At 53.0% G+C, this 24,032-nt stretch carries 18 protein-coding genes; 13 read left to right on the top strand and 5 right to left on the bottom strand.

All coding sequences use genetic code 11. From position 1 onward, the window contains the following. Positions 1-196: 196 nt before the first annotated feature. From DYU11_RS32920 to DYU11_RS01970, 4 genes are all read left to right on the top strand, one after another. Positions 197-637 (top strand): hypothetical protein, encoded by a 441-nt coding sequence (locus tag DYU11_RS32920; RefSeq protein ID WP_147367866.1) that lies wholly within the window; start codon positions 197-199, stop codon positions 635-637. Between the two features lie 27 nt (positions 638-664). Then, a complete protein-coding gene (locus DYU11_RS01980; RefSeq protein WP_119665961.1) occupies positions 665-1,321 on the top strand; it encodes a hypothetical protein in 657 nt (218 codons plus the stop codon). 131 nt (positions 1,322-1,452) lie between these two features. Then, positions 1,453-2,148: a sensor histidine kinase gene (locus DYU11_RS01975; RefSeq protein ID WP_229365663.1), complete on the top strand. Its 696-nt coding sequence runs from the start codon at positions 1,453-1,455 to the stop codon at positions 2,146-2,148. 81 nt (positions 2,149-2,229) lie between these two features. Beyond that, a complete protein-coding gene (locus tag DYU11_RS01970) occupies positions 2,230-2,895 on the top strand; it encodes a response regulator transcription factor (protein WP_119665959.1) in 666 nt (221 codons plus the stop codon). Positions 2,896-2,964: 69 nt separating this feature from the next. Here DYU11_RS01970 and DYU11_RS01965 read toward each other — a convergent pair whose 3' ends face one another. Then, entirely contained in the window at positions 2,965-3,522 is a 558-nt protein-coding gene (locus DYU11_RS01965) for a fasciclin domain-containing protein (RefSeq protein ID WP_119665958.1), read from the bottom strand. Positions 3,523-3,709: 187 nt separating this feature from the next. Here DYU11_RS01965 and DYU11_RS01960 point away from each other — a divergent pair, with 187 nt between their 5' ends. From DYU11_RS01960 to DYU11_RS01945, 4 genes are all read left to right on the top strand, one after another. Further along, positions 3,710-4,729 carry a dipeptide epimerase gene (locus tag DYU11_RS01960; RefSeq protein ID WP_119665957.1) on the top strand — a complete coding sequence of 340 codons (1,020 nt, stop codon included), beginning with the start codon at positions 3,710-3,712 and terminating at the stop codon, positions 4,727-4,729. 20 nt (positions 4,730-4,749) lie between these two features. Next, entirely contained in the window at positions 4,750-5,820 is a 1,071-nt protein-coding gene (locus DYU11_RS01955; RefSeq protein WP_119665956.1) for an aminotransferase class I/II-fold pyridoxal phosphate-dependent enzyme, read from the top strand. After that, positions 5,792-7,075, top strand: coding sequence for a serine hydrolase (locus tag DYU11_RS01950; protein WP_119665955.1), 1,284 nt, complete (start codon positions 5,792-5,794; stop codon positions 7,073-7,075). Before DYU11_RS01955 ends, DYU11_RS01950 begins: the two co-directional genes overlap by 29 nt. 90 nt (positions 7,076-7,165) lie before the next feature. Then, positions 7,166-7,594 (top strand): hypothetical protein, encoded by a 429-nt coding sequence (locus DYU11_RS01945; RefSeq protein ID WP_119665954.1) that lies wholly within the window; start codon positions 7,166-7,168, stop codon positions 7,592-7,594. A gap of 93 nt (positions 7,595-7,687) precedes the next feature. On the opposite strand, the gene DYU11_RS01940 is transcribed toward DYU11_RS01945, so the two are convergent. The 3 genes from DYU11_RS01940 to DYU11_RS01930 all read right to left on the bottom strand — a co-directional run bounded on the left by DYU11_RS01940 (position 7,688) and on the right by DYU11_RS01930 (position 10,438). After that, a complete protein-coding gene (locus DYU11_RS01940) occupies positions 7,688-8,524 on the bottom strand; it encodes a sugar phosphate isomerase/epimerase family protein (RefSeq protein WP_119665953.1) in 837 nt (278 codons plus the stop codon). 106 nt (positions 8,525-8,630) lie between these two features. After that, a complete protein-coding gene (locus DYU11_RS01935) occupies positions 8,631-9,542 on the bottom strand; it encodes a DUF1338 domain-containing protein (RefSeq protein ID WP_119665952.1) in 912 nt (303 codons plus the stop codon). A gap of 149 nt (positions 9,543-9,691) precedes the next feature. Then, entirely contained in the window at positions 9,692-10,438 is a 747-nt protein-coding gene (locus DYU11_RS01930) for an acyl-[acyl-carrier-protein] thioesterase (protein ID WP_119666676.1), read from the bottom strand. A 323-nt stretch (positions 10,439-10,761) separates the two neighbouring features. Between DYU11_RS01930 and DYU11_RS01925 the strand changes: the two genes are divergently transcribed. From DYU11_RS01925 to DYU11_RS01910, 4 genes are all read left to right on the top strand, one after another. Further along, the gene (locus DYU11_RS01925) at positions 10,762-13,950 is read left to right on the top strand and encodes a SusC/RagA family TonB-linked outer membrane protein (protein WP_119665951.1); all 3,189 of its coding nucleotides are present in this window, start codon (positions 10,762-10,764) and stop codon (positions 13,948-13,950) included. A gap of 135 nt (positions 13,951-14,085) precedes the next feature. Then, positions 14,086-15,621 carry a RagB/SusD family nutrient uptake outer membrane protein gene (locus DYU11_RS01920; protein WP_229365662.1) on the top strand — a complete coding sequence of 512 codons (1,536 nt, stop codon included), beginning with the start codon at positions 14,086-14,088 and terminating at the stop codon, positions 15,619-15,621. Between the two features lie 506 nt (positions 15,622-16,127). Continuing rightward, on the top strand, positions 16,128-19,172 hold the full coding sequence (locus DYU11_RS01915) for a SusC/RagA family TonB-linked outer membrane protein (RefSeq protein ID WP_229365661.1): 3,045 nt from the start codon (positions 16,128-16,130) through the stop codon (positions 19,170-19,172). A gap of 58 nt (positions 19,173-19,230) precedes the next feature. Beyond that, entirely contained in the window at positions 19,231-20,748 is a 1,518-nt protein-coding gene (locus tag DYU11_RS01910; protein WP_119665948.1) for a RagB/SusD family nutrient uptake outer membrane protein, read from the top strand. Between the two features lie 65 nt (positions 20,749-20,813). On the opposite strand, the gene DYU11_RS01905 is transcribed toward DYU11_RS01910, so the two are convergent. Then, positions 20,814-21,056, bottom strand: a complete 243-nt coding sequence (locus DYU11_RS01905) for a type B 50S ribosomal protein L31 (protein ID WP_009284398.1) — start codon at positions 21,054-21,056, stop codon at positions 20,814-20,816. A 483-nt stretch (positions 21,057-21,539) separates the two neighbouring features. On the opposite strand from DYU11_RS01905, the gene DYU11_RS01900 reads away from it, so the two are divergent. Beyond that, positions 21,540-24,020 (top strand): ribonucleoside-diphosphate reductase subunit alpha, encoded by a 2,481-nt coding sequence (locus DYU11_RS01900; RefSeq protein WP_119665947.1) that lies wholly within the window; start codon positions 21,540-21,542, stop codon positions 24,018-24,020. The last annotated feature ends 12 nt before the right edge of the window (positions 24,021-24,032 follow it).

Genomic DNA, 24,032 nt, shown 5'->3' with positions numbered 1-24,032 from the left:
GTTGAAAATCCCGTATTTAAATAGGTGAGAATAGTGGTTTCAATACGGGAAATTTCCCGTATTTACATCATGATAATATTATAAAGTACTGAAAAACAGTTCCTTGTTTAAGGTTAGTTTTTTTGTAAATCAGCGACTATTGCAGGAACGGTACTAACATTTTACGTTTAGCTAATCACTTTACGTTCATTTCAATATGCCGAAGTTCGTTATTTCCCCGAATGAAAAGATAGCACCTGAACCACTGATATTAAAAAATCATTGTGTGTTGACAGGTGAGGATCAAAATTGCCTTGATCAAGTTGATTTAAATGGTATCGAACAGTATCCAACTACTCCTGACAAGCTCCGGGAGGCTTGTGACCGATTCAAAGCTGTTCTGCAATCTGCTAGAATGCCCAAATTTATCCGTGCCGGATTCTTTGATATCGAGACGCTCAAAGAAGTAATTGATCAGACACAGTCAAAGCACATTAAAGTATACTGTGCTATTGATGAAGCTGGTGAACACTTTCTGTTTTTAGCACCGACCCAGCTCGACGGTCGGGCCCGGGAGGATACTAACCTAAGTCTGGCCGTTTGCTGCTGTACACGTCCACCTTGCCCGGATAATTTAGCCGATCGGTATGCCGGCTGATTCGAGTAAATCCAATGATGTTATGCCATGTGGGACACCCTTTTATACCTGACAATGTTAGGAGTATGTACTGTATTGTATGTACTTAATTACCGGATTCTTACTCCACCATTACAAGCATTGACGTTGGCAATAACAGCCACATTTGTTATAACAGGCTATGGGGTGTACGTATGGCGGGTAGAAAACAGGGATAATTTGTACGTATTCCACTTTTTGCCCGTTGCCCAATATGTAGCATATGGATTAATGTTTCGAGGTATGCTTGCGCAGACAGTAATTCAGCGCTTAATTTCAGTTACAATCGTTTTATTCAGTGTAGTTTCATTTGGCATATCGCTCACGATTCAACCCTGGAACCAATACAACTCTTACGCCCTTACCCTATTCAATACTCTGATTGCTTACTGGGCAGGGCACTACCTTTGGCGCATATTTATCGACAGTAAGATTTCCTCCCTCGAAAAAGAACCTCTCTTCTGGATCAGTGCCGGATTATTCTTCACATCGCTCGGCAATTTTTTTGTGCAGGGGTTAATGAACTATATGATTAGTGTATCAAACCAATACGCTTTGCTGGTTTACTGGATTCAGGAACTGATGAACTTCATTGTAATTAGTATTTTTTTACTTGCGTTACGCGTGTATCTGAAACAGAAATTACCTATTTACACCAGTAATTGAAGTGTCTGAGTCACATGGCTACCGAACAACCTTCCGATGTTATTTTGATCGTTGTTGTTGGTACTGTACTTCTGATATTATTGGCGGCCTTTATCACTCTGTTGCTGGTATTATATAAACATCGTTATAAGATGCATCAGCAACAATTAATAAGTCTTCGCGAAGCATACGAACGCGAATTGCTTAAAACTCAAATCGAAATACAAAACCAGACCCTTGAGCAAGTTGGGCGGGAATTACACGACCACATCGGGCAGCTCCTATCCGTAGCGATGCTTCATCTAAACGGCCTCGATGAAGAGCTTGAACAAAGTGAGCATCGCCACGCCATTCAGCAAACCATCAATGTTGTTCGTACCACCATTCAGGATGTTCGGGCGCTGTCGAAAACGCTCGACAGCGATACGGTCCGGCGGTTTGGGCTCCGGCAAAGTTTAGAACTCGAACTGGAACGCATTGAACGTACCGGCCGCTTCCGGACGTATCTGCACGTTACGGGTACGCCCTATTCCCTCGGCGAAGAAGCCGAAACCATTCTCTTTCGAATAGCCCAGGAATCACTCAACAATGCTATCAAACATTCGGGTGGGCACGCGATTATGGTCACAACCAGTTATCAATCTGACCAGTTTAAGCTAAGTATTACCGACGATGGCAAAGGCTTCGATGTAGATGAAGTAAGCACCCGAAAGGCAGATATAGCGGGCTCAGGATTGCGTAATCTTCAGCAACGGGCTCATTTACTTGGCGGTACGTGTACCATCAGCAGCGAGCCGGGGCAGGAAACACGAGTTGACATAGTGTTACCGAAACAGGCTGCCGTCTAAAAAATACCTAAATCTGGGTATTGCGTCTTGCCGGACAACCGAATACTTTTCAGGTAAAAACACTCATAGCCTGTCCAATCCATGCCTACAACCGTTGCCATAGCCGACGACCATCTGATGATGGCCCAGGCCCTGTCCGATCTAATCGAAAAAATAGACGGCTACGAGATGCTGTTCGTAGCTGAGAACGGTCGCGACTTGATCAATCACCTGAAACGCAAGCAAATTCCGGACATTCTGCTGCTGGATATCAGTATGCCAGTAATGGATGGGTTTGAAACGGCGCAGCACCTGCGGGAGCATTATCCGGAGGTAAAAATACTGGTTTTGTCAATGTCCGATCGCGACGAAGATATTATACGCATGATGCGCTACGGTGTTTGTGGCTATCTGCTGAAAGGGAGCCGGCCGTCGGAGCTTCGGCGGGCCCTGGAGGAGGTCAGATCCAAAGGGTCTCACTACTCGGAGTTTCTGACCGAGCGGGTGATCCGGAATCTGCATAAATCCGGCACCGAACTGGTCAACACGATTACGCTGAATGATCGCGAAACCAAATTTCTACAGCTTTCATGCAGCGATCTGACCTACGTCGAGATTGCCGACAAAATGTGCGTAGCGCCCCGAACGGTGGACGGTTACCGTGAGTCGCTATTCCAGAAGATGAACGTAAAAAGCCGAGTGGGCATGGTGCTGGAGGCCCTCCGCCATGGTCTGGTTGATCTCAAGGTAAATACAGGCCAATTGTAACTGACGCATAAAATGCCAAACGCCCGGCAGTATGTCGGGCGTTTGGCGTTCAGGCGACTGCTTCTGCTTTTATGACTTCGGCAGCAACACCGTATCTACTACGTGAATGACGCCGTTTGACTGGAATACGTCGGCAATCGTTACGGTCGACATACCGCCGTTTTCGTCAACGATTTCTACTTTCTTTCCTTTCATCGTTGCGGTCAGCGTACCGCCGGCGGCTGTTTTTAACATAGCCTTGCCGTTGCCGTCCTTGATCATCTTTACCAGTTCTTCGGCACTGATGCGGCCCGGTACAACGTGGTAGGTCAGTACGCCCTGCAGCTGGCCTTTGTTCTCAGGCTTCAGCAGGGTTTCAACTGTACCCTTAGGCAGTTTGTCGAACGCCTTGTTGGTCGGTGCAAATACCGTGAACGGACCCGCCCCCTGCAGCGTGCTTACCAGATCAGCCGCTTTTACGGCTGCAACAAGTGTCGTGTGGTCTTTTGAATTAACGGCATTATCAACAATATTCTTTGACGGATACATCGGTGCGCCACCTACCGTGACGGTCTTCTCCTGGGCCACGGCTGTACCCAGCGACAGGGCGGCTACAAACAAAGCACCAATTACTTTACCTAATCTCATTGTTATTGTTATTAAGATGGTGAAACATGTAATGAAGTGTGATCGATCAACAGCAAAACCTACGCATGAACGAAGCCTTTGGATGTTGCCTGATTAAAAAAATGTTAGAAGTACTTAGTTGCAACGCGTTCATGCGGTAATTTTCGGACCGTGCAGACGGAGCAAACCCCTGGCTGTATCACGCGCTATGCAATTACTTTTTCATCGCTTCGATCTCCGTCTGCGACATACCTTCACCATTGCCCACGATAGCCGGGATGTGCAGCCGACGCTGATTGTTGAACTTCGCGACGGTATGGTTCGGGGGTTTGGCGAGGCAACGGCGACCCGTTACTATGGGGTTACCATCGACGGGATGATCGATGCCCTCACGGCTATTCAGGAGCAAATCGAAACGTATGCACTCACCGACCCGGCGCAGTTCTGGGCTGATATGCAGCCGCATCTGGCAAACAACCCGTTTGCGCTCTGTGCGCTCGATCAGGCGGCCTGGGATTTGTGGGCAAAACGGCAGCAAAAACCGTTGTATCAGCTCTGGAACCTCGATCCGCTGCGCAGCCCGCTGACCAACTATACCATTGGCCTCGATACGCCTGAACGGATGGTGCAGAAGCTGGAGGAATGGCCGTGGCCGCTGTACAAGATCAAACTGGGCCGACCGCAGACCGACGTACTGACCGTTGCAGAACTGCGCAGGCACTCGAACGCCCGCTTTCGGGTGGACGCCAACTGCGGCTGGACGGCCGATGATACGATTCAGAAAGCGCAGGCGCTGAACGAACTGGACGTTGAGTTTATCGAACAACCGCTGCCGGCCGCCGACTGGGACGGAGCCCGGCAGGTTTTTGAGCAAAGTGTGCTGCCTATCATTGCCGATGAAAGCTGTATCGTCGAGAGCGACGTTGACCGGTGCGCGGGGTACTTCCACGGCGTCAACATCAAGCTTACTAAATGTGGTGGCCTGACGCCCGCCCGCCGGATGATCGCCCGCGCCCGTGAACTGGGGCTGCGCGTGATGGTCGGCTGCATGACCGAATCGAGCGTGGGAATTTCGGCCATTGCGCAACTGCTGCCCCTGCTCGACTATGCCGACCTGGATGGCGCACTGCTGATTGCCAACGATCCGGCAACGGGCGTTACGTTCAATAGCGGTCGGGTTGTCTATGCGTCGGAAAATGGTACGGGTGTAAAACTGATTCATGTCTGAGTGGCCCGTATATTTGGCCAATGACTACTGCGTTCACCGTTGACCACCTACCGGGCCGAACCATCCGGCATGAGGGACAGCACTACCTTTTTTTTAGCGGAACCGCGTACCTGGGGCTGCCGCAAAACGCGGCTTTCCAGCAGGTATTGATCGATAGCATCGGTAGCTACGGAACTTCGTTCGGCAGCTCACGGAATGGAAATCTGCAGTTGGCGGTCTACCAGCAGGCCGAAGCACAACTCGCGGCTTTTGTTGGCGCAGAAACGGCCCTGACGCTTTCCTCGGGCATGATGGCGGGGCAGGCCGTAGTCAATTACTTACGAGCACAACGGTACGAATTCGTGTACGGACCCAGCACGCATCCCGCCCTTTGGCACGAGCCTGACCTGATACTGCCGGCAATTCCATTTGCCGAGTGGGTCGAGCAAATCCCGAACGTAGTGGCAACCGTCGGGCGGGTAGCCATCGTGCTTAATTCGCTGGATGCAGTTCGGTCGCAGGCGTATTCGTTCGAGTGGGTAAGCCGGTTGCCCGCTGACGTACCGATCACGCTGGTTGTGGACGATTCGCATGGTTTGGGCATAATCGGCGAGGGGGGCAGCGGTATCTGGCGACAGATTCCCCGGTTGCCGTCGGTTCAGCTACTCGTAACGGCATCGCTGGCGAAGGCAATGGGTTTGCCGGGCGGGGTGATTCTGGGAGATGCCGAGACACTCGGGGCTATCCGGCGGACGCCATTCTTTGGTGGGTGTTCGCCCATGCCGCCTGCTTACCTGCAAGCCTACCTGCAAGCCGATGAGCTCTACCGGCAAGCGCGGGAAAAACTGCGGCAGAATGTGGTACTGGCTGAGGAGCTACTGATGCCTACCGGTTGGTTTACACACGCCCCCGGCTATCCGGTTTTTTACACCGAGCATGATGAACTCTATCCTTATTTGTTGGAGAAAGGTATTTTTCTGTATTCATTCGCGTATCCTACCGCAGCCGACCGGGCCAATACCCGCGTGGTCATTAGTGCTTTCCACGAACCTGAAGACATTGAACGTTTAGCTCAACATATCAATGAATTTATTTCGTCAACGCAGGGGTAGCAGAGAAAAAACGCAGAGGTCACTGCGTAACTTCTGCGTTCTCTGCCTGCTCTTTGCGTTCTCTGCGTTTGGTGCCCACGCGCAGAAGACCGACAAGTTTCTCGACGATCTGCTCCGCAAAAGCCCTGAGCTGTTTGGGCCGGTTCTCCGGAATCCGGCCAAATACGACGTGCAGATTCTGTACACGCAGATCAACCGTGACCAGCAGAATCGCCCGACCTTCCGCAGTTTCCGCTACCGTGTTGATAAAGACCGGTACTTCTACCCGGCCAGTACGGTCAAGTTGCCTGCCGTACTGCTGGCGCTGGAAAAACTGAATGAACTAAAGATTGATAAAAATGCTGTGATGCTGACCCAGGCGGCTGGTCATGGGCAGACGATGGTTCAGCGCGACACAACCGCGCCAAACGGCCTGCCGTCGGTGGCGCATTACGCCAAAAAAATCCTGCTGGTCAGCGATAACGACGCGTTTAACCGGCTGTATGAGTTCGTTGGGCAGTGCGACATGAACGAACGGCTTTATCGCAAAGGCTACCGGGATGTGCGGATTGTGCATCGGTTGTCGGTACCGTTTACGGCCGAGCAAAACCGCCATACTAACCCGGTACGTTTCGTTGATGGCGAGCGGACGCTGCTGGAGCAACCCGCCAAAACCTGTTCGCAGACTTTTCGGCCCGCTACGGCCATCAAACGCGGCACAGGGTATATGAGCCGGGATTCGCTGGTTCGGCAGCCGTTTGACTTTACCGACAAAAACTTTTTTGCCCTGGAAGAGCAGCAGGAAATGCTGAAGGCGGTTCTCTTCCCCGACGACGTGCCGGCCAAACGGCGCTTCAACCTCACCACCGACGACTACCAGTTTCTGTACCGGTACCTGTCGCAGTTGCCGCGTGAAACCACCTATCCGCGCTACGATTCGACGTATTACGACAGCTATTGCAAGTTTCTGCTGGCGGGCGATCAGAAAACGCCCCTGATGAACGGCGTCCGGATTTTCAACAAGGTGGGCGATGCGTACGGGTACATGATTGATAACGCCTATATTGTTGACTTCGACCGGAACGTAGAGTTTCTGCTGTCGGCGGTGATCTACGTGAATGAGGATGGTATTTTCAACGACGACAAGTACGAATACGATTCCATCGGTATGCCGTTTATGGGTAATCTGGGCCGGATCATCTACGACTATGAGGTAAAACGCAAGCGCCCTTTCCGGCCGGATCTGAACCGATTCCGGTCCAACTACGACCGATAAGTCAATCCGCAGAGCCACTGGCGCGATAAACTATGAAAAAATTACCTTTAACTGTTTTATTTACAAATGCACTATAAGACATCCTTTCTCATGAGAAATTTTCTCCTTCTGCTGCTTTTTGCCGTAGCGTTTACCGCCTGTAAAAAAGATAGCGATCCTGAACCGCAGCAGGTTGCCGGCAACTACGAGGTCACGCGCCTGGCTTTTGATACCGACGGTACCGCTGATGATTTTGACCTGACGCTGCCAATTACACAGGGGAGTAATTCAATTTCAGGGTCCTTGGTTGCTACGAACGTTTCGGGAAAGCCTAATGCAGTCACGATGAGACTTACGTTACGTGTCACCGGGCAGCAGCCTGACGAAACTGATCTTGGCGAAATAGAGCTGCGACAGACGGGTAATACGTTCGAGCTCTATCAGGACAACGTCAAGCTGGGAACGGCCGATGGGCGGAACATAAACATCGATGTCGCCGAGCAGGGAACGCGGCTCATCATTGTAGCCAGAAAGGTTTAGGCAACTGCCAAAACCCTACAACTAATTAACCAGAACTCATGGTAACATAAAGGACCGACCGTTGTACAACGGTCGGTCCTTTATGTTAGACGACTACTTCAAACTCGTCAAAAACGCCAGGCTCTGCGGTATTTGCTCCATCGAGCGCGACGACTCATCTTCGATGAACATGTGCTTCACGCCCGATTTCTTCGCTTGCTTCATGATGGCGGCAATACCGATGTCACCCTGTCCCAGCGCTACGTTCGACTCCACGTCGGCATGACCGGTGTTGCTCGGTGGCGTGCCTAGTTTTCGGTCTTTCAGGTGCAGAAGCGGGAATCGTTTCGGGTATTTCTGCAACAAAGCCACGGGGTCTTTGCCCGGCTGCGCCACCCAGAATACGTCCATCTCAAAGTTGACCAGCTTGGGGTCAAAATTCTCAACCAGATACTCAAAAAAGGTGGCGTTCTGGTACGTCTGGAACTCGTAGCCGTGGATGTGGTAACAAAGCGACAAGCCATTGTCGGTCAGCAGCCGTCCCGCCGTATTAAATACGTCCGCGGCCCGGTCGGCATCCTGAATCGTGAACGTATCGCCGGGATGAGGAATCCAGAAGCAAACGACGTATCTGGCCCCGAGCGCTTTGGCTTCGGCAACCACTTTCGGTACGTTGTTGTCCAGATCTTCAAAACTGGCCCCTACAGCAATGGCTTTCAATCCGTTTTGATCCAGCAGCTTCCGAAATTCACCCGGGCTGAGTCCGTACGTACCGGCTACTTCGACCTCGCGGAAACCCATCTGCTTTACTTTGGCCATCGTGCCGGGCACGTCTTTCGCAAACTGATCGCGGAAACTGTATAGTTCAAGGCCCACCGGCGCGGCTTTTTGCGCCAGAGCCACCGAGGCCGACAGCAGCCCGGTAAACAGGAGGAACATCGTCTTTCTCATGGCAGGATTTGGTACAGTAGTAAGTTTCAAGTTACAGGGTCAACGTTCCAGGTTTAAGATTTCCGGGCTGGCAGAAAACCGTATACCTGGAACTTGACACATAAAACTATTTTCCAGTCTGGGTGGTGAATGTACTTTCAAAAATCTTGTCGGCATTGCCCGTTTCAAACCCTTCGCGCCGGTGTTCGCGCCGAATCTGATCGGCGGGCAGGTGCCGGAAGGGGGGCAGCACGCGCCGTTCGGCAAATTCGACGTACGAACCGGCAATCCGGAACGTGTCGCCCCCCGCAAACTGGGCGTCGATCATCTGCGCAACGGTTGACGACTGCCGCAGATCACCATCCGGGCTGACCTTGATGGTGCCGCCCGCTGAGTTGAGCCGGAAGCCACGGCGCTCCAGAAACGCCACAAACTCGTCGATGGTGTTGTAGCCGGGTTTCAGGTTATGGACGCTAATGGTGAAATGGTTCAGGTAATACCGGTTGTAGATTACCCAGGCTGCGTATTCGCTTTCGGCCAGCAGTGTCTGGTAATCGTTCAGTGTGGGGGTTGTCCACAAAGGCTGGTGCAGAAACTGGTCAACGGCGTCGGCATCATCCAGATCGAGCGCATCGACCGGATCGCTGGTAACGGTGTCGGTATAGCGAAGAATAATCGATCGGGCCGTATCCGACAACTCATCTACCCGCAGTTCGCTGGCGAAGATGCGGGGGAAATGCGGCTCAGGGGGCGCATACCAGTAGGCCGTCAGCTTCTTTTCGGCGAAGTTGTATTCATCGCGCTTCTGATAGCCATAGTGCAGAAATATCTTCTCAAACGAGGCAATGCCAAGGTTCGGAACCCCCATCGTCCGAAACGCAATGTGGTCGTTTTCAATCTCCTCCGGCGACTGAATAATGCCCTCGTCCAGCATGGCGTCAAAAATGCCTTGCACGTCGGGAACGCGCTCCCGGTACCGGCGCATCAGGCCATTCAGAACGGCGGCTAACGTCTTGGTTTGAGTTGTTGATGCGGTCATATTCTGTAACGAGTTAGATGATTGTAGTTTATGGTGTGTGGTTCGTGGTTTGAGGTTTGTAGTTTGTGGTTTGGCGCTGAGTAGCTGTTAACGACGAACTACAAACTACGAACCACGAACCACAAACCACACACCACACACCCTTCAAACTAAAAACTGTTCCGCCACCGGCTGCGGGCCAGCAGTACGTCTTTGCCGGTAGTGGCGTGTTCAATCCCGTGCAACCACGATTCCGACGACTCCAATCGCGAACGGATCAGCAGGCGATCATGCCAGCGGCTTTCGGTGCGGAAAAATACATCTAATTCCGACAATTGTTTCATCTGCAAGGTGGCGTCATCCACCGTTTCCAGCAGCCACTGCACATACGCTACGTTGTTGGTGTGCTGGTTCTGATCAATATCATACCAGCCAACATCGACCGATCTGGCCGGTTGCCCGTCGGGCGGCAGAAAATCCGGCTTCGGCGGTAGCTGCAACCGCGAATTAACGTCGGTCGGCAGGGTGATCTGGCGAATGAACTCCGGCAACGGCACCATGGTTCGGCGCTCCATCGAAAACGTCAGCCACGTACTGCATGCGTCGGCCAGCCGGGTTCCATCCTCAGCCAGCACAGTGAAGTCGCGATAAATAAAATACTTGTCGACGGCCGTGGGGTAGGTCGTAATCCGGATGGACTGCCCATACAGCGGGTAGCGGTGCAGGTTGATCCGGAGCCGCATCAGCACCCACCCGAACCCCTGCCGGGCCAGATCAGCAATACCGATACTATAATCGAGGGCGTTGCGATTGGCCGATTCCTGCATCATATTCATCAACGCCGGTACGCTCAGGCGGCCGTTTGCATCAATTTCACCGCTGCGAATGCGGTACGTATCGGTTTGTCTATACGTCATAACGTACATGTAAACTACAGTCTGAAAGTTATTAACATATCATTCTATAATGAATAACTACTTAGCGATACTAACTTAAGTAATTGAAAATATTCATGAGTAGGGAGTCTGGCTTCCTGTCTTTTTACCCCGTAATCAGCCTGCCTTGTCAGGCTGGCTATACATTAACCATCATAATTAGCCTATGAAGCAGTGTTTTACTGCCCCTACTGTAACCAGTTCTCCTGCGGTTTCCTCCGCCAGTTATTCTGTCCGCTTAATGCTTGAACGCTTTCTGAAAAGCGATTGTACGCCTATTTTTTCGAACCTACTTAATTAATCGTATGAAACTCTCTACCTCCCAGCTTTGGGCCAAGGCCAGGGTGCAATCTCTGTTGCTACTTGGTTTGTGCCTGTTTCTTCTGCAACCAACGTATGCCGGCAACGATCCGGCGGTCATCTTCCGGGTACGTGGTACCGTTCGTGATGCCAGCGGAACTGGTCTGCCCGGTGTCAACGTCGTTGAAAAAGGCTCCACCCGTGGTTCTACAACTGATGCCAACGGCGCGTATCAGATTGAAGTGCAAAGCGGAAACGCTACGTTAGTGTTCAGTTCGATTGGCTACGCCAGTCAGGAAGTGGCCGTCGGGAACCGGGAAGTCATTGACATCTCGATGAAATCTGACGAACGTAGCCTCGACGAAGTGGTCGTGATCGGTTATGGTACGACAAGGAAGTCCGACTTAACCGGTTCGGTAGCGTCGGTAAAAGCCGACCAGATTCTAGAGCGTCCAGCCCCTTCGCTCAACCAGGCGCTTGCGGGACGTATGCCGGGTGTTCAGGTAAATACGAACTCAGGCCGTCCGGGTGGTCGGACCACCGTTCGGATCCGGGGCTTCAGCTCGATCAACTCGTCCAATAACCCGTTGTACGTAGTTGATGGGGTGCAGTTGCCGGTAGGTAATCAGAACCAGTTCACGAATGCGATTGACTTTATCAACCCGAATGATATTGTGTCTGTTGAAGTGCTTAAGGATGCTTCTTCGACCGCTATCTACGGGGCGCGGGGCGCCAACGGGGTTATCCTGATTACAACCAAAAAAGGTAAAGCCGGTGAAGGCCGCATATCATACAATGTCGATTTCAGCGTACCGGGTGGGGTGCCGAATCGGGCAAAGGTGCTGAACGCCAGAGAGTACCTGGCGGTTGAAGACCTGGCTTATGCCAATATCGCCAAGTACGACCCGGCGGGCTGGGCTGCAGGCCGGTACGCAAACCTGAACCCCCGAATCCGGCGTGAAGCCCTGCGGGCGCAGCGTCCCGACGTGTTTGATGCCAACCTAAATCCGCTGTACGATACGGACTGGTTTAAAGAATCGACACAACACAAACTCTCGCAAAACCACCAGCTGAACTTCAGCGGGGGCAGCGAACGGACGCAGTATTCGTTGTCGCTCGGATTCCGTGACGATCAGGGTCTGATCAAAACAACCTACCTGAAGCGGTATTCAGGCCGGTTCACCATTGATGATCAGGTGAACCGCTGGCTTAAAATCGGCGGAACGCTCAGCTACAACAACCAGTCGGAGCGGCTCTCGGACGTGAACGATGCCGTTTCGCGCCAGATTGTGGAAGACTTCCCGTTCCTGCCAGTTCGTTACCCCGATGGTACGTTTGCCAACAACCGCGACTACCCACAGGCCGAAGGTACGTTTAGCTCTGTCCACCGGCTGTATGGCCGCCAGTGGCTTCTGAACACCCAGACGACTACTGGGAGCCTGAACTCGACGATTACGTTAGCGAAAGGGCTGGCTCTTAAAACCATCCTGGGTACCAACGTCATCACGCAGGAAAACAATACCTCGCAGACCCGGACGCTGGCTATTGCCAACCAGGGTGAAGCGTCTGCTAACAACCGCAAAGAGTCTTTCTGGTCGTTTGAGAATTTCCTGACCTACAACAAGCAGTTTGGTAGTCGCCACTCCGTCGACGGGCTGCTGGGGCTTTCGTGGCAGGAAACAAGCATCTTCAGCATTGGGGCCAACGTACGGACGTTTGCGACGGACTACTTTGGATTTAACAACCTTGGAGCAGCCGCCGTGTTAGGAGGCATTGGCTCGGGGGCGCAGCGTGAAGCGTTTAACTCGTATTTTGGCCGGGTTAACTACGGGCTGGACGAGAAATATTTAGTCACGTTCACGGCCCGCGCCGACGGTTCGTCGAAGTTTGGGGAAAATAATAAGTTTGCCTTTTTCCCCTCGGCCGCGTTAGCCTGGCGGGCCTCGGAAGAACCCTTCCTGAAAAACAGTTCGGTAATCTCGAACCTGAAATTCCGGGCTAGTTACGGCTTCTCCGGCAACTCCGAAATTCCGCCGTATACCTCGCTTCCTCTGCTCAGTTCCAACTACGCTACGATTTTCAACGATGGGCGGGTAGCCGGTACGGGGCTTTCGCGCCTGGCCAACCCCGACCTCCGGTGGGAAAAAACGGCTCAGGCTGATTTTGGGGTAGAATTGGGTTTATTTAAAGGACGGGTGTCGCTGGAATTAGATTTGTACAACCGCGTAACTACGGACATGCTTCTGGATGCACCCGTACCGCTGTCGAGTGGCTATGCCACTATCCGCCGGAACGTGGGATCTATGCGAAACAGAGGGCTTGAAATTGGGCTGAACACGGTTAACATCGCCACCACCGACTTCACCTGGAACACCAATTTCAACGTTTCGCTTAACCGTAACAAAGTGTTGACCCTGGCTACCCCCTCCGATATTTTCAACGTGGGTGGCCCCAACTTTACTAATCCTACCAATATCATTCGGGTTGGTGAGCCGGTAGGATCGTTCTGGGGTCTAACCCGTCTGGGTGTTTGGAGCGAGGCTGAACGCGAAGAAGCCGCTAAATTCCGCTCGTATCGGAATAATCTGACGGTTTTGCCGGGCGACATCAAGTATCTGGACGTTAACGGTGACTACGCCATTACAGACGCCGACCGGAGCATTATTGGTAACGGTAGTCCGCTGGCGTGGGGAGCCATGACCAACTCGGTCCGCTACAAGAATTTTGATCTGACGCTTGAGCTACAGTTCTCGTACGGCAATGACATTATGGACATGACGCTCCACCCGAGCGAAGACCGGCAGGCGCTGGCCAACAGCTATCGTACCGTACTGGATGCGTGGACGCCGACCAATCAGAATACGCAGATTGCTGAGATTCGGGAAACGCGGGCGGGTTACGTAACCAATGTGGATACCCGCTGGATCAAAGACGGTTCGTTTTTGCGCGGTCGTAACTTGCTGCTGGGCTATACCCTGCCAGCTCAGCTAACGAAACGGATTAAGATGGACCGCTTCCGGGTGTTTGCGTCCGCGCAGAACTTCTTCCTCCTGGTTAACAAGGAGGTAATTGGTGATCCCGAAGCCACTCCCACTAACCAAGGTGACGGTAACAGTGTATTTTCTCAGGGAATGCTCTGGCACGGATATCCCCGCCCAACTATTTACATGGTAGGCTTCCAGATTGGACTCTAAAACCGTTTATAGTTTTTGGTTTCTGATTTATAGTTTTAGTCAATAACGGGAAACTATAAATCAGAAACCAAAAACCAGAACCTAAAAAGCATAAACCGACATATGATACGTAAAATACATAAAACCGCCACGCTAATGCTCCTAAGTGGAGCCTTGCTGCTTGGCCCGACCAGCTGTAAAGATTTTCTGGACGAGCAGGCCCCATCGGCGCTGACTCCCGACAGTTTCTATACTATTCCCGATCACGCTGAAGCCGCCGTTGCTGCCGTATACGCCGACCTGCGGCTTCTGTACGGGGGAGCAGGCATTTTCTCGTCTACCTGGCAGATGTTTGAGGCCCCAACCGGTACCTCAGGCACAGAAACGGCTCAGAACTCCAATCTCAACAACCTCTACGCGTTGGTGTACGATGGGAATACGGAACACATTATCAACGCCTGGAGCAGCCTGTACCGCGTCATCGCCAATGCTAACCTGGTTCTTGAAAAAGTACCGGCTATTACGCCGATGGATGAAGCTCAGAAAAGCCGGGTTCTGGCCGAAGCCCGATTCCTGCGGGCCTGGGCTTATTTTCACGCTGTGCGTCTTTGGGGAGACATACCCTTGATTACGACCCCTCAAACCGCCAGCACGGAGCAGTTCCTCCCTGCTCGGGCGCCACAGGAGCAGGTCTACAACCAGATTGTCGCCGATCTGACGGAGGCTGAAAAAGCTCCGCTTGCCTGGATAAACGTAAACGGGCGCGTGGGTATGGCCGCTGTGAAGACGCAACTGGCGAAGGTATACCTGACTATGGCTGGCTTCCCGCTGAGCAAAGGCGCTACGCACTACAAACTGGCGGCCGACAAGTCGTTGGAAGTAATTACGTACGCTAACGCCAATCCCACGGTGGTTGGTCTGTTCCCGACCTACATGGACATACATGACGAGCGACTGGAGAACCGGCTGGAACATCTGTTTTCCATCCAGTACAACAACTCGGTCGGGGTGGCTGGCAATCCGATGGGTAATATGTTCCCGAACTTCAAACCCGTGACCTTCAATGGCCCCGGCGGAACGGGCAGCACTGTGCCCTGGCTGGGTTTCTATCAATCGTTTGAACCAGGTGACCTACGGGCTAAGGATCAGGATGGCTGGTTCTATACAACGTATTTCACGAATGGTAACGGAGCGCGGTTCGACCTGGGAGCACCTTACATTTTCAAGCACTTCAATTTCATTGCCAATGGCCGTGAGGGAGTGGCCGGCACCCGCAATGACAATTTGAACGTACCGCAGATTCGCTACGCCGAAACCCTGCTGATTTACGCCGAAGCTCAGAATGAAGTAGGGGGACCGAATCAGGCCGCCTACGATGCCTATAAGCGCATCCGTGACCGGGCCAAGCTGACTACGCCTGCCCTGGGGACATTCAATCAGGCCAGCTTCCGCGAGGCTGTCTGGCGCGAACGCTGGTGGGAACTTTGCTACGAACAGATTACGTGGTACGATATGGTGCGGCTACGGAAGGTGTTCGACGAGAAAACTAAAGGTTTCAATAACTTCGTGGGGCACCAGAACCTGAGTGCTAAAACCGCCTTCCAGGAGCGGCACTTGCTGTTCCCGATCCCCCGTCCCGAGATGCTGAATAACCCGAATCTGAAGACGCAGAACCCGGGTTATCCGAACTAAGTAGTTATACCGAAGTCCATAAAAAGTCCTGGTGTTCGCGCCAGGACTTTTTATTTTGTTGTATTGTCTATTAATCAGTTAGATAAACAGTGGTAATGGTTGAGCGTTGGTGTTTTTTATCATATTTGATATATGTGTAATTACTTAAAATGAAAACTTAGTAATATCTACTTTATTATTAAAATAATTTAAGAATATTGTATGTAGCGTAAGTAGTGTAGTACATATACTTGACTTTTGGCTTCGTCCGATGAGTTTTGGCGGCTATTTCTACCCTAACCTCTTTAGAAAACGTATGAAGCAATCCCTTACTTCCAGGTACTGATTACGCCAGCCAACTGTTGCATGAGGTTTCGGTCAGAAAACCTCTGTCATGCTCCTAGTAGAGCGTTTATGCGCCTTTTTTCTAACGTTAACCATTTCCTTACTCCTCTATGAAAAGGTTTTTATCCTGCTCACGGATAGCGGCCGTAGGTAAATTACGCTGGCTAACTATCCTTTGTCTCTTGTTAACAGTAACGTATCCGAGTTACGGCGATGGTAACTCACCCAAAGCCTTCCGCGTTCGTGGCGTTGTTCGGGATGCATCCGGCACTGGACTGCCGGGTGTCAACGTAGTCGAGAAAGGCTCCAGCCGGGGCTCCACTACCGACGCAGACGGTGCGTACCAGATTGAAGTGCAGGATGGCAACGCCACGCTGGTATTCAGCTCAATTGGGTACACCCGGCAGGAAGTGGCCGTGGGTAATCGCGAAGTGCTCGACGTAACCATGCAGTCCGACAACCGCAGTCTGGACGAAGTAGTCGTGATCGGATATGGTACGGTCCGGAAAAGCGATCTGACCGGTTCGGTCGCCCAGATCAAAGGCGATCGGCTGCTCGACCGCCAGGCTGTAAACGTAGCGCAATCGCTGCAGGGCCGGCTGCCGGGCGTTGATGTGTCGGTGAACTCGTCGGCACCGGGTTATCAGCCCCGGGTCCGGATTCGCGGGGTTGGCTCCATCAACTCCAACCTCGATCCGCTCTACGTCGTGGACGGCATCATCGGCGTATCCAACGCCAACCTGATTAACCCGAACGACATTGAATCGGTGGAGGTGCTGAAGGATGCATCGGCAACGGCTATCTACGGGGCCCGGGGTGCCAACGGGGTTATCATCATCACGACTAAGCGCGGCAAGTCAGGGCAGACGCAGGTTTCGTTCGATACCTGGGGATCGTACATCACGCCGGCCAAATATCTCGGTACACTGAGCGCCGACGAGTTCATGTCGGTGTACAACACAGCTTTCGACAATGCACAGAAATATGATCCGCAGGGTTTTGCAGATGGCAAATACGTGCGGAACGACCCGAAAAATTTCCCCAATCTGTTTGATGCAAACGGCCGGCCCCTGTACAATACCGACTGGGAGCGTGAAATCTACAGACCGGCTTTTGCGCAGAACCACGAACTGGGCGTGCGGGGCGGCAGTGAAAAAACGACGTACAGCCTGTCGCTGGGCTACACTGATCAGGGTGGTTTGATGCGTAACTCCTGGTTCAAGCGCTACTCGGCCAAGTTCACGCTCGACAACGACGTCCGGAAGTGGCTGAAACTGGGTGGGAGTATTTTCCTGAACAAGACTCAGCAACGGGAGGCAGACGATGCGTCGGGTGGCCTGAATGTACCGCGGATGGTGATGGAAGCGCTGCCGATTCTGCCGGTTAAATACCCCGATGGCAACTGGGGACGTAACAAAGACTGGCCGGGTATGGAAGGGGGCGAAAACCCGGTGCGGATCACCGAGCAGCGGCAGCGGTTCAACCCCAAAACGCAGGTATTGGGCCAGATTTATTCCCTGCTGACTTTTACGCCCGATCTGTCGCTGCGGACCAACTTTAGCTATGAGCTGAAATACGAAAAGAATAACTATTACTCCGGCCGTGATCTGAATGCCCTGTCGGCCGACCAGAAAGGCGTTGCCGACATCTGGAGCAACCAGGAGTACTACTGGCAGTTCGAAAACTACCTGAACTACAACAAGACCATCAACCAGGTGCACACCATCACGGGGCTGGCGGGGCTGTCGTGGCAGAAGCGCTACTGGGAGCAGTATTTCGCGGCTGCCGAGAACTTCATCGATGATTTCTGGGGCTGGCATAATCTGGGAGTCGGAACGACGCTGCGAACACCGTCGTCGACCGACCAGGAGTGGACGCTGAACTCGTATTTCGCCCGGTTGAACTACAGCTACAAAGACAAGTACCTGGTTACGTTTACGGGACGTTACGACGGCTCATCGAAGTTCGGGGTGAACAACAAATACGCGTTTTTTCCATCGGCGGCCGTTGCCTGGAACGTAGCCCAGGAGGATTTTCTGAAGTCAAGCCCTTGGATTACCGATTTGAAACTGCGGGCTAGCTACGGAAAAACCGGTAACCAGGAGATTGGTCAGTACGCATCGCAGCAATTCCTCGGTACGGGTACCGTGCTGCTCGGCGGTAATCGGCAAACCGGGATCTGGCGGAGTTCATTTGGCAACCCGGATCTGCGCTGGGAGTATACCAACCAGCTCGACATCGGTGCCGACATCGGCCTGTTCAACAACCGCGTCAACCTGACGCTGGATTATTACCAGAAGATCACCAAAGATCTGCTGCTGAATGCGCCCATTCCCTGGTCAACGGGGCTGAGTGGGGTTACGCAGAACATTGGTTCAGTAGAGAACAAGGGTTTTGAAGCGTCTGTTAACACCCGCAACATTGCCACGGAGCGGTTCAACTGGTCGACCAACATTGCCTTCTCGACCAACCGGAGCAAGATCCTGAGGCTGGGAGTCAACAACGACGACATCTTCCCCGGCCCGTGGTTCCTGGGGCAGACGAACATCCTGCGCGTGGGTGAGCCGATCGGATCGTTCTGGGGCTACAAGCGACTGGGTACGTTCAGCACGGCCGAAGCGGATCTGGCGGCCCGCTACAATCGCCTGCCGGGCGACATCAAATGGGCCGATCTGAACAACGACGGAAAAATCGACGCAGCCGACGAGACCATCATTGGCCGGCAGTATCCCAAATGGAACATGAACATCAGCAACACCTTCCAGTTGGGCAAGTTCGATCTGTCGTTTGACATCCGGTTCGTAATGGGTGTCAACACGCTGAACGCAACCAAGCACTCGGTTGAGGATCGGCAGGCCATTGCCAGCAGTTCCCGGTCGGTGCTCAACGCCTGGACGCCCGAGAATCAGAACACCATGATTGCCCAGATCCGGCACTACAACGCCGGCTACGATACGCACATGGACGACTGGTGGGTAGAAGACGGTTCGTTTATCCGCGGTCAGAATTTCGTGCTGGGCTATTCTCTGCCAACCAGCTTCGGCAAGGTGAACTTCCAGCGGCTGCGCGTGTACGCCAGTGCGCAGAACTTCTTCCTGGTCAGCAAGTACTCCGGCTACGATCCGGAAGCGCTGACCGGCTTCGGCAACCAGTTGACGCAGAACATGGAGTTCTTCCAGTATCCGCGCCCCCGTACGTTCAACCTGGGCCTGAACATGACGTTCTAAACGTAGTCTGGCGTCGGATGGTTTGCCGTCGGGCGTCAAACGTCAACCCTGTATCATTATGAAAAAACACCTGATTTATACACTAACTGCCGTGGGACTGGTGCTGTCGTCCTGCAACGATTTTCTGGAAGAAGCACCTACCGGCTCATTAACCACCTCGTCGAACGTATCGAGCCCGGAAATTGCCCGGGCGTTCGTTGACGGCGCGTATTCGAACATTACGACCTGGAACAACGGCGGTGGCGGCTGGGGTGGTAACAACGCGTCGCTGCTCGAATTCCTGACCGGTAAGGCCGACGGGAACTCACAGACCGAAGCTTTCAAGTTCTATGATCTTGAATACGATGCCCGGGCGTTCTACATTGATAACTGGTGGTCGGGTATGTACTCGGGGATTGCCCGGTCCAATCTGGCCATCCAGAAGATCGGGGAGTTTACTACCCTGCCCGCTGCGACCAAGACAAATATGATTGCGGAGGCCAAATTTCTCCGGGCGCTGTACTACTTTCAACTGGTGCGTATGTTCGGCGATATACCAAAAATTACCTCGCTGATCACGAACCTGGCGGATGTGCAAACAGCCCGTTCGCCGGCCAGGGAGATTTACGACGAGATCATCATCCCGGATCTGCTCGAAGCCGAGAAGTCAACGCTGCCCTGGCGTGACGTGGCCGGTCGGGCCTCGATGGGCGCGATCAAGGCGCTGCTGGCCGATGTATACCTGACCTACGCCGGGTACCCGATCCGGGCTGGTAATCAATACTACGCGGAGTCGGCAAAACGCTCGAAAGAACTGCTCGACAATGGTACGTATACGCTCTTCAAGGAGTATACGGACATGATCAACCCGGCCAATCGGAACCAGGGCGAGTTCATCTTCCAGGTGCAGCATGAGAAGGACATCCGTAATAATGGCATGACGCCCGTTACGCTGCCGACCCTGCGGGGTATCGCTGCCTACTCCGACGAATACGGTGGCCTGACGCCCCGCAAGGAGTTTGTGGAAAGCTTTGAGAAAGGCGACAAGCGGGCGCAGGAGAAGCAGTTTTTCTACACGTTTTACAAAGGGCACCCGTCTGATTATCCGCTGGGCGATCCGCGTCGGGACCGGCTGGACCTGGGGGGGTATTACATCTACAAGTATTTTGACAAGCAGGCTATCGACAACGACGCCAAGGCAAATATTAACTTCACAATCTACCGGCTGCCCGATGTCATGCTGATGTATGCCGAGGCCTCGAACCGGGCCGAAGGAAAGCCAAACGCTCAGGCACTGAAAGCCCTGAACGACATTCGGGCGCGGGCGTTGCTGCCACCGGTCACGACGACCAACGTCGACGAGTTTGAGAAGGCGGTCTGGGCAGAGCGATATTTTGAGCTGTGCTACGAAGACAAAATGTGGTTCGACATGATCCGGACGCGGAAGGTACGTAACGACCTCACCAGAAACTGGGATGATTTTGTAGGTCATACGACGGTCTTCAACAAGACGTTCACGGCGAAGAACCTGCTGCTGCCGATTCCGCAGCGCGAGATCGACAACAACCGGGCGCTGAAGCAGAACGAAGGGTTCTGAGAATGTCTGGCAACAAAAAGCCCCGCCCGGATTCCGGGCGGGGCTTTTTGTTGAGTAAGGCTGGCTTATTTCATGCCGTAGCGCTTGCGGAACTTGTCCACGCGGCCGGCGGTATCGAGCAGCACGTTCTTACCGGTGTAGAACGGATGTGACTGCGAGCTAACTTCAATCTTAACGAGCGGATAGGTCTGGCCTTCGAACTCGATTGTATCCTTGGTCTGAACCGTCGAACGCGTCACAAACTTGTAGTCGCTCGACAGGTCGTGGAATACCACCTCGCGGTACTCCGGGTGAATGCCCTTTTTCATGGTATTGCTTTCAGTTTCTTGTCATCTTTTCGGTTTCCGTCCGAAAAGGATTGCAAAGGTAGCGGGTTTCGGGCGGTTACGCAAGTGATTTGCCAGGTTCTTTTTGTGGCTGATTATCAAACGTATAAATCGTAGCCGTTGGCTAGAAATAGGTTCAGTTTAACTTGCTGCTACGGGTATTATTTCATATATTTAGTTACGATTGTACTTCCTCACTGGGGCCGTCAAAAGCTATGCCCATTCAGAAAAAAATTCGCTCTATTATTTTTCGGTGTTCGTCGATGACGATGGCAGGGTAAGTCGCTAAGCTGTAGTGCTTAACAATTCCTTAACCTGTTGAGTAGAGTTTGACTTTTCAAAGTTTGGCCAAAATGGCCGAACTAAGCCGATTGTTTTTCCGTCTAAATCATCAGAACTTTAAGAGCGCATCCAAGTCCCGCATTCAATATTACGACAATATAACCAGCTAACCCCCACACGATTATGTATGTAGCCAAACGTGATGGCCGTCGGGAGTCGGTCAAGTTCGACAAAATTACCGCTCGAATCGAGAAGTTGTGTTACGGTCTTGATTCTACCTACGTCCAGCCCGTTGAAGTGGCCATGAAAGTGGTCAACGGGTTGTACGATGGCGTCAAAACGACCGAGCTCGACAATCTCGCTGCCGAGACAGCGGCTTCGATGACAACCAAGCACCCGGATTACGCAATCCTGGCGGCCCGGATTGCCATCTCGAACTTGCACAAAGAGACGAACAAGTCGTTCTCCAGTACCATCAAACGCTTGTACACCTACGAGGACCCGAAAACCGGCGAAAACGCATCACTCATTTCGAAAGAAGTGTATGAGGTGGTTCGCAAACACGCGGCTCTGCTCGATTCCACCATCATCTACGACCGCGATTACGGGTATGATTATTTCGGCTACAAAACGCTGGAGAAGTCCTATCTGCTGAAGATCGACGGTAAAATCGCCGAACGGCCGCAGCACATGCTGATGCGCGTGGCCGTGGGAATCCACATGGAGGATGTGGAAGCGGCCATCGAAACCTACAATCTGCTGTCGGAAAAGTGGTTCACGCACGCTACGCCGACGCTTTTCAACGCCGGTACGCCGAAGCCGCAGATGTCGTCGTGCTTCCTGCTGACGATGAAAGACGACTCCATCGAAGGGATTTACGATACGCTCAAGCAGACCGCTAAAATCTCGCAGTCGGCAGGGGGGATTGGTTTAAGCATTCACAACGTCCGGGCTACCGGTACGTACATCAAAGGCACCAACGGCACGTCGAACGGTATCGTACCGATGCTGCGGGTCTTTAACGATACGGCCCGCTACGTTGATCAGGGCGGTGGCAAGCGCAAAGGTTCGTTTGCGGTGTATCTGGAGCCGTGGCACGCTGACATATTTGAGTTCCTGGACCTGAAGAAGAACTCCGGTAAGGAAGAACTCCGCGCCCGCGACCTGTTCTACGCCCTCTGGACGCCCGATCTGTTCATGAAGCGCGTGGAAGCCAACGACGTGTGGTCGCTGTTCTGCCCGCACGAGTGCCCGGGTCTGGCTGATTGCTACGGCGATGAGTTTGAAGAGCTCTATGAGCGCTACGAACGCGAAGGACGAGCCCGTCAGACCGTCAAAGCACAGGACCTGTGGTACAAAATTCTGGAATCGCAGACCGAAACCGGTACGCCGTACATGCTGTATAAGGACGCGGCCAACCGGAAGTCGAACCAGAAAAACCTCGGCACCATCAAGTCGTCGAACCTGTGCACGGAGATCATCGAGTACACCTCGCCCGACGAAGTGGCCGTATGTAACCTGGCGTCGATTGCCCTGCCGAAGTTCATCAAGCGCGATCCGGATGGGATGCTGCGGTTCGACCACCAGAAGCTGTTCGAGATCACGAAGGTGGCAACCAAAAACCTGAATAAGATTATTGATCTGAACTACTACCCGGTTGAGGAAGCCCGCCGGTCAAACATGCGTCACCGGCCAATCGGTCTTGGTGTGCAGGGGTTGGCCGATGCGTTCATCATGCTCCGGATGCCATTTGAATCGGACGAAGCGCGTCGCCTGAACGAGGACATTTTCGAAACAATCTATTTCGGAGCCATGACCGCGTCGATGGAAGAAGCCAAGAAGTTCGGTCCGTACGAAACCTGGAAAGGGTCACCCATTTCGCAGGGAATCTTCCAGTTCGATATGTGGGGGGTAACGCCGAAATCGGGCCGCTGGAACTGGGAAAGCCTGCGCCAGGAGGTGGTTGAGCACGGAGTTCGGAACTCGCTGCTGCTGGCTCCCATGCCGACCGCATCGACAAGCCAGATTCTGGGTAACAACGAGTGCTTCGAGCCGTATACGAGCAACATCTACACCCGGCGCGTGCTGTCGGGCGAGTTCGTGGTCGTGAACAAGCACCTGCTGAAAGACCTCGTGAAGCTGGGTCTGTGGAACGATGTTATGAAGAACAACCTGATTCGGGCCAACGGGTCCGTGCAGGAGATTCCGGGAATTCCGCAGCACATCCGCGACTTATACAAAACCGTGTGGGAGATCAAGCAGAAGCACATCATTGACATGGCTGCCGACCGTGGCGCCTATATCTGCCAGTCGCAGTCGCTGAATATTCACATTCAGGACTCAAACTTCGGTAAGCTGACGTCGATGCACTTCTACGCGTGGAAAGCGGGCCTGAAAACCGGTATGTACTACCTCCGGACCAAGGCCGCTGCTGATGCCGTGAAGTTCACGGTAGAACCGCAGGCCGAGCCGCAACTGGAACCAGCGCTGGCCGAGACGGCTCCGGTGGAGAAGCCGCTCGACTACGTACAGTATGCGAAGGAGCACGCCGTGCTGCAGCCCAAGCCCGAGCCGCTGCCAATGGTTTCGGATTCTGAGCAAAACTATTCCGCCATGACCTGCTCGCTGGACGATCCGGAGGGTTGCGAGATGTGTGGATCGTAGCGTTGCGCTATA

Origin of the sequence: Fibrisoma montanum, assembly GCF_003583365.1 — a bacterium.
Classification (GTDB): Bacteria; Bacteroidota; Bacteroidia; order Cytophagales; family Spirosomataceae; genus Fibrisoma; species Fibrisoma montanum.
This window is presented reverse-complemented; position numbering and strand designations above follow the sequence as displayed.

What these genes read in the sequence shown, in the direction of transcription:
- DYU11_RS32920 (WP_147367866.1), top strand. Translation starts at nt 197, where the DNA reads ATGCCGAAGTTCGTTATTTCCCCGAATGAAAAGATAGCACCTGAACCA.
- DYU11_RS01980 (WP_119665961.1), top strand. Translation starts at nt 665, where the DNA reads ATGTGGGACACCCTTTTATACCTGACAATGTTAGGAGTATGTACTGTA.
- DYU11_RS01975 (WP_229365663.1), top strand. Translation starts at nt 1,453, where the DNA reads ATGCATCAGCAACAATTAATAAGTCTTCGCGAAGCATACGAACGCGAA.
- DYU11_RS01970 (WP_119665959.1), top strand. Translation starts at nt 2,230, where the DNA reads ATGCCTACAACCGTTGCCATAGCCGACGACCATCTGATGATGGCCCAG.
- DYU11_RS01965 (WP_119665958.1), bottom strand. Translation starts at nt 3,522, where the DNA reads ATGAGATTAGGTAAAGTAATTGGTGCTTTGTTTGTAGCCGCCCTGTCG.
- DYU11_RS01960 (WP_119665957.1), top strand. Translation starts at nt 3,710, where the DNA reads ATGCAATTACTTTTTCATCGCTTCGATCTCCGTCTGCGACATACCTTC.
- DYU11_RS01955 (WP_119665956.1), top strand. Translation starts at nt 4,750, where the DNA reads ATGACTACTGCGTTCACCGTTGACCACCTACCGGGCCGAACCATCCGG.
- DYU11_RS01950 (WP_119665955.1), top strand. Translation starts at nt 5,792, where the DNA reads ATGAATTTATTTCGTCAACGCAGGGGTAGCAGAGAAAAAACGCAGAGG.
- DYU11_RS01945 (WP_119665954.1), top strand. Translation starts at nt 7,166, where the DNA reads ATGAGAAATTTTCTCCTTCTGCTGCTTTTTGCCGTAGCGTTTACCGCC.
- DYU11_RS01940 (WP_119665953.1), bottom strand. Translation starts at nt 8,524, where the DNA reads ATGAGAAAGACGATGTTCCTCCTGTTTACCGGGCTGCTGTCGGCCTCG.
- DYU11_RS01935 (WP_119665952.1), bottom strand. Translation starts at nt 9,542, where the DNA reads ATGACCGCATCAACAACTCAAACCAAGACGTTAGCCGCCGTTCTGAAT.
- DYU11_RS01930 (WP_119666676.1), bottom strand. Translation starts at nt 10,438, where the DNA reads ATGACGTATAGACAAACCGATACGTACCGCATTCGCAGCGGTGAAATT.
- DYU11_RS01925 (WP_119665951.1), top strand. Translation starts at nt 10,762, where the DNA reads ATGAAACTCTCTACCTCCCAGCTTTGGGCCAAGGCCAGGGTGCAATCT.
- DYU11_RS01920 (WP_229365662.1), top strand. Translation starts at nt 14,086, where the DNA reads ATGCTCCTAAGTGGAGCCTTGCTGCTTGGCCCGACCAGCTGTAAAGAT.
- DYU11_RS01910 (WP_119665948.1), top strand. Translation starts at nt 19,231, where the DNA reads ATGAAAAAACACCTGATTTATACACTAACTGCCGTGGGACTGGTGCTG.
- DYU11_RS01905 (WP_009284398.1), bottom strand. Translation starts at nt 21,056, where the DNA reads ATGAAAAAGGGCATTCACCCGGAGTACCGCGAGGTGGTATTCCACGAC.
- DYU11_RS01900 (WP_119665947.1), top strand. Translation starts at nt 21,540, where the DNA reads ATGTATGTAGCCAAACGTGATGGCCGTCGGGAGTCGGTCAAGTTCGAC.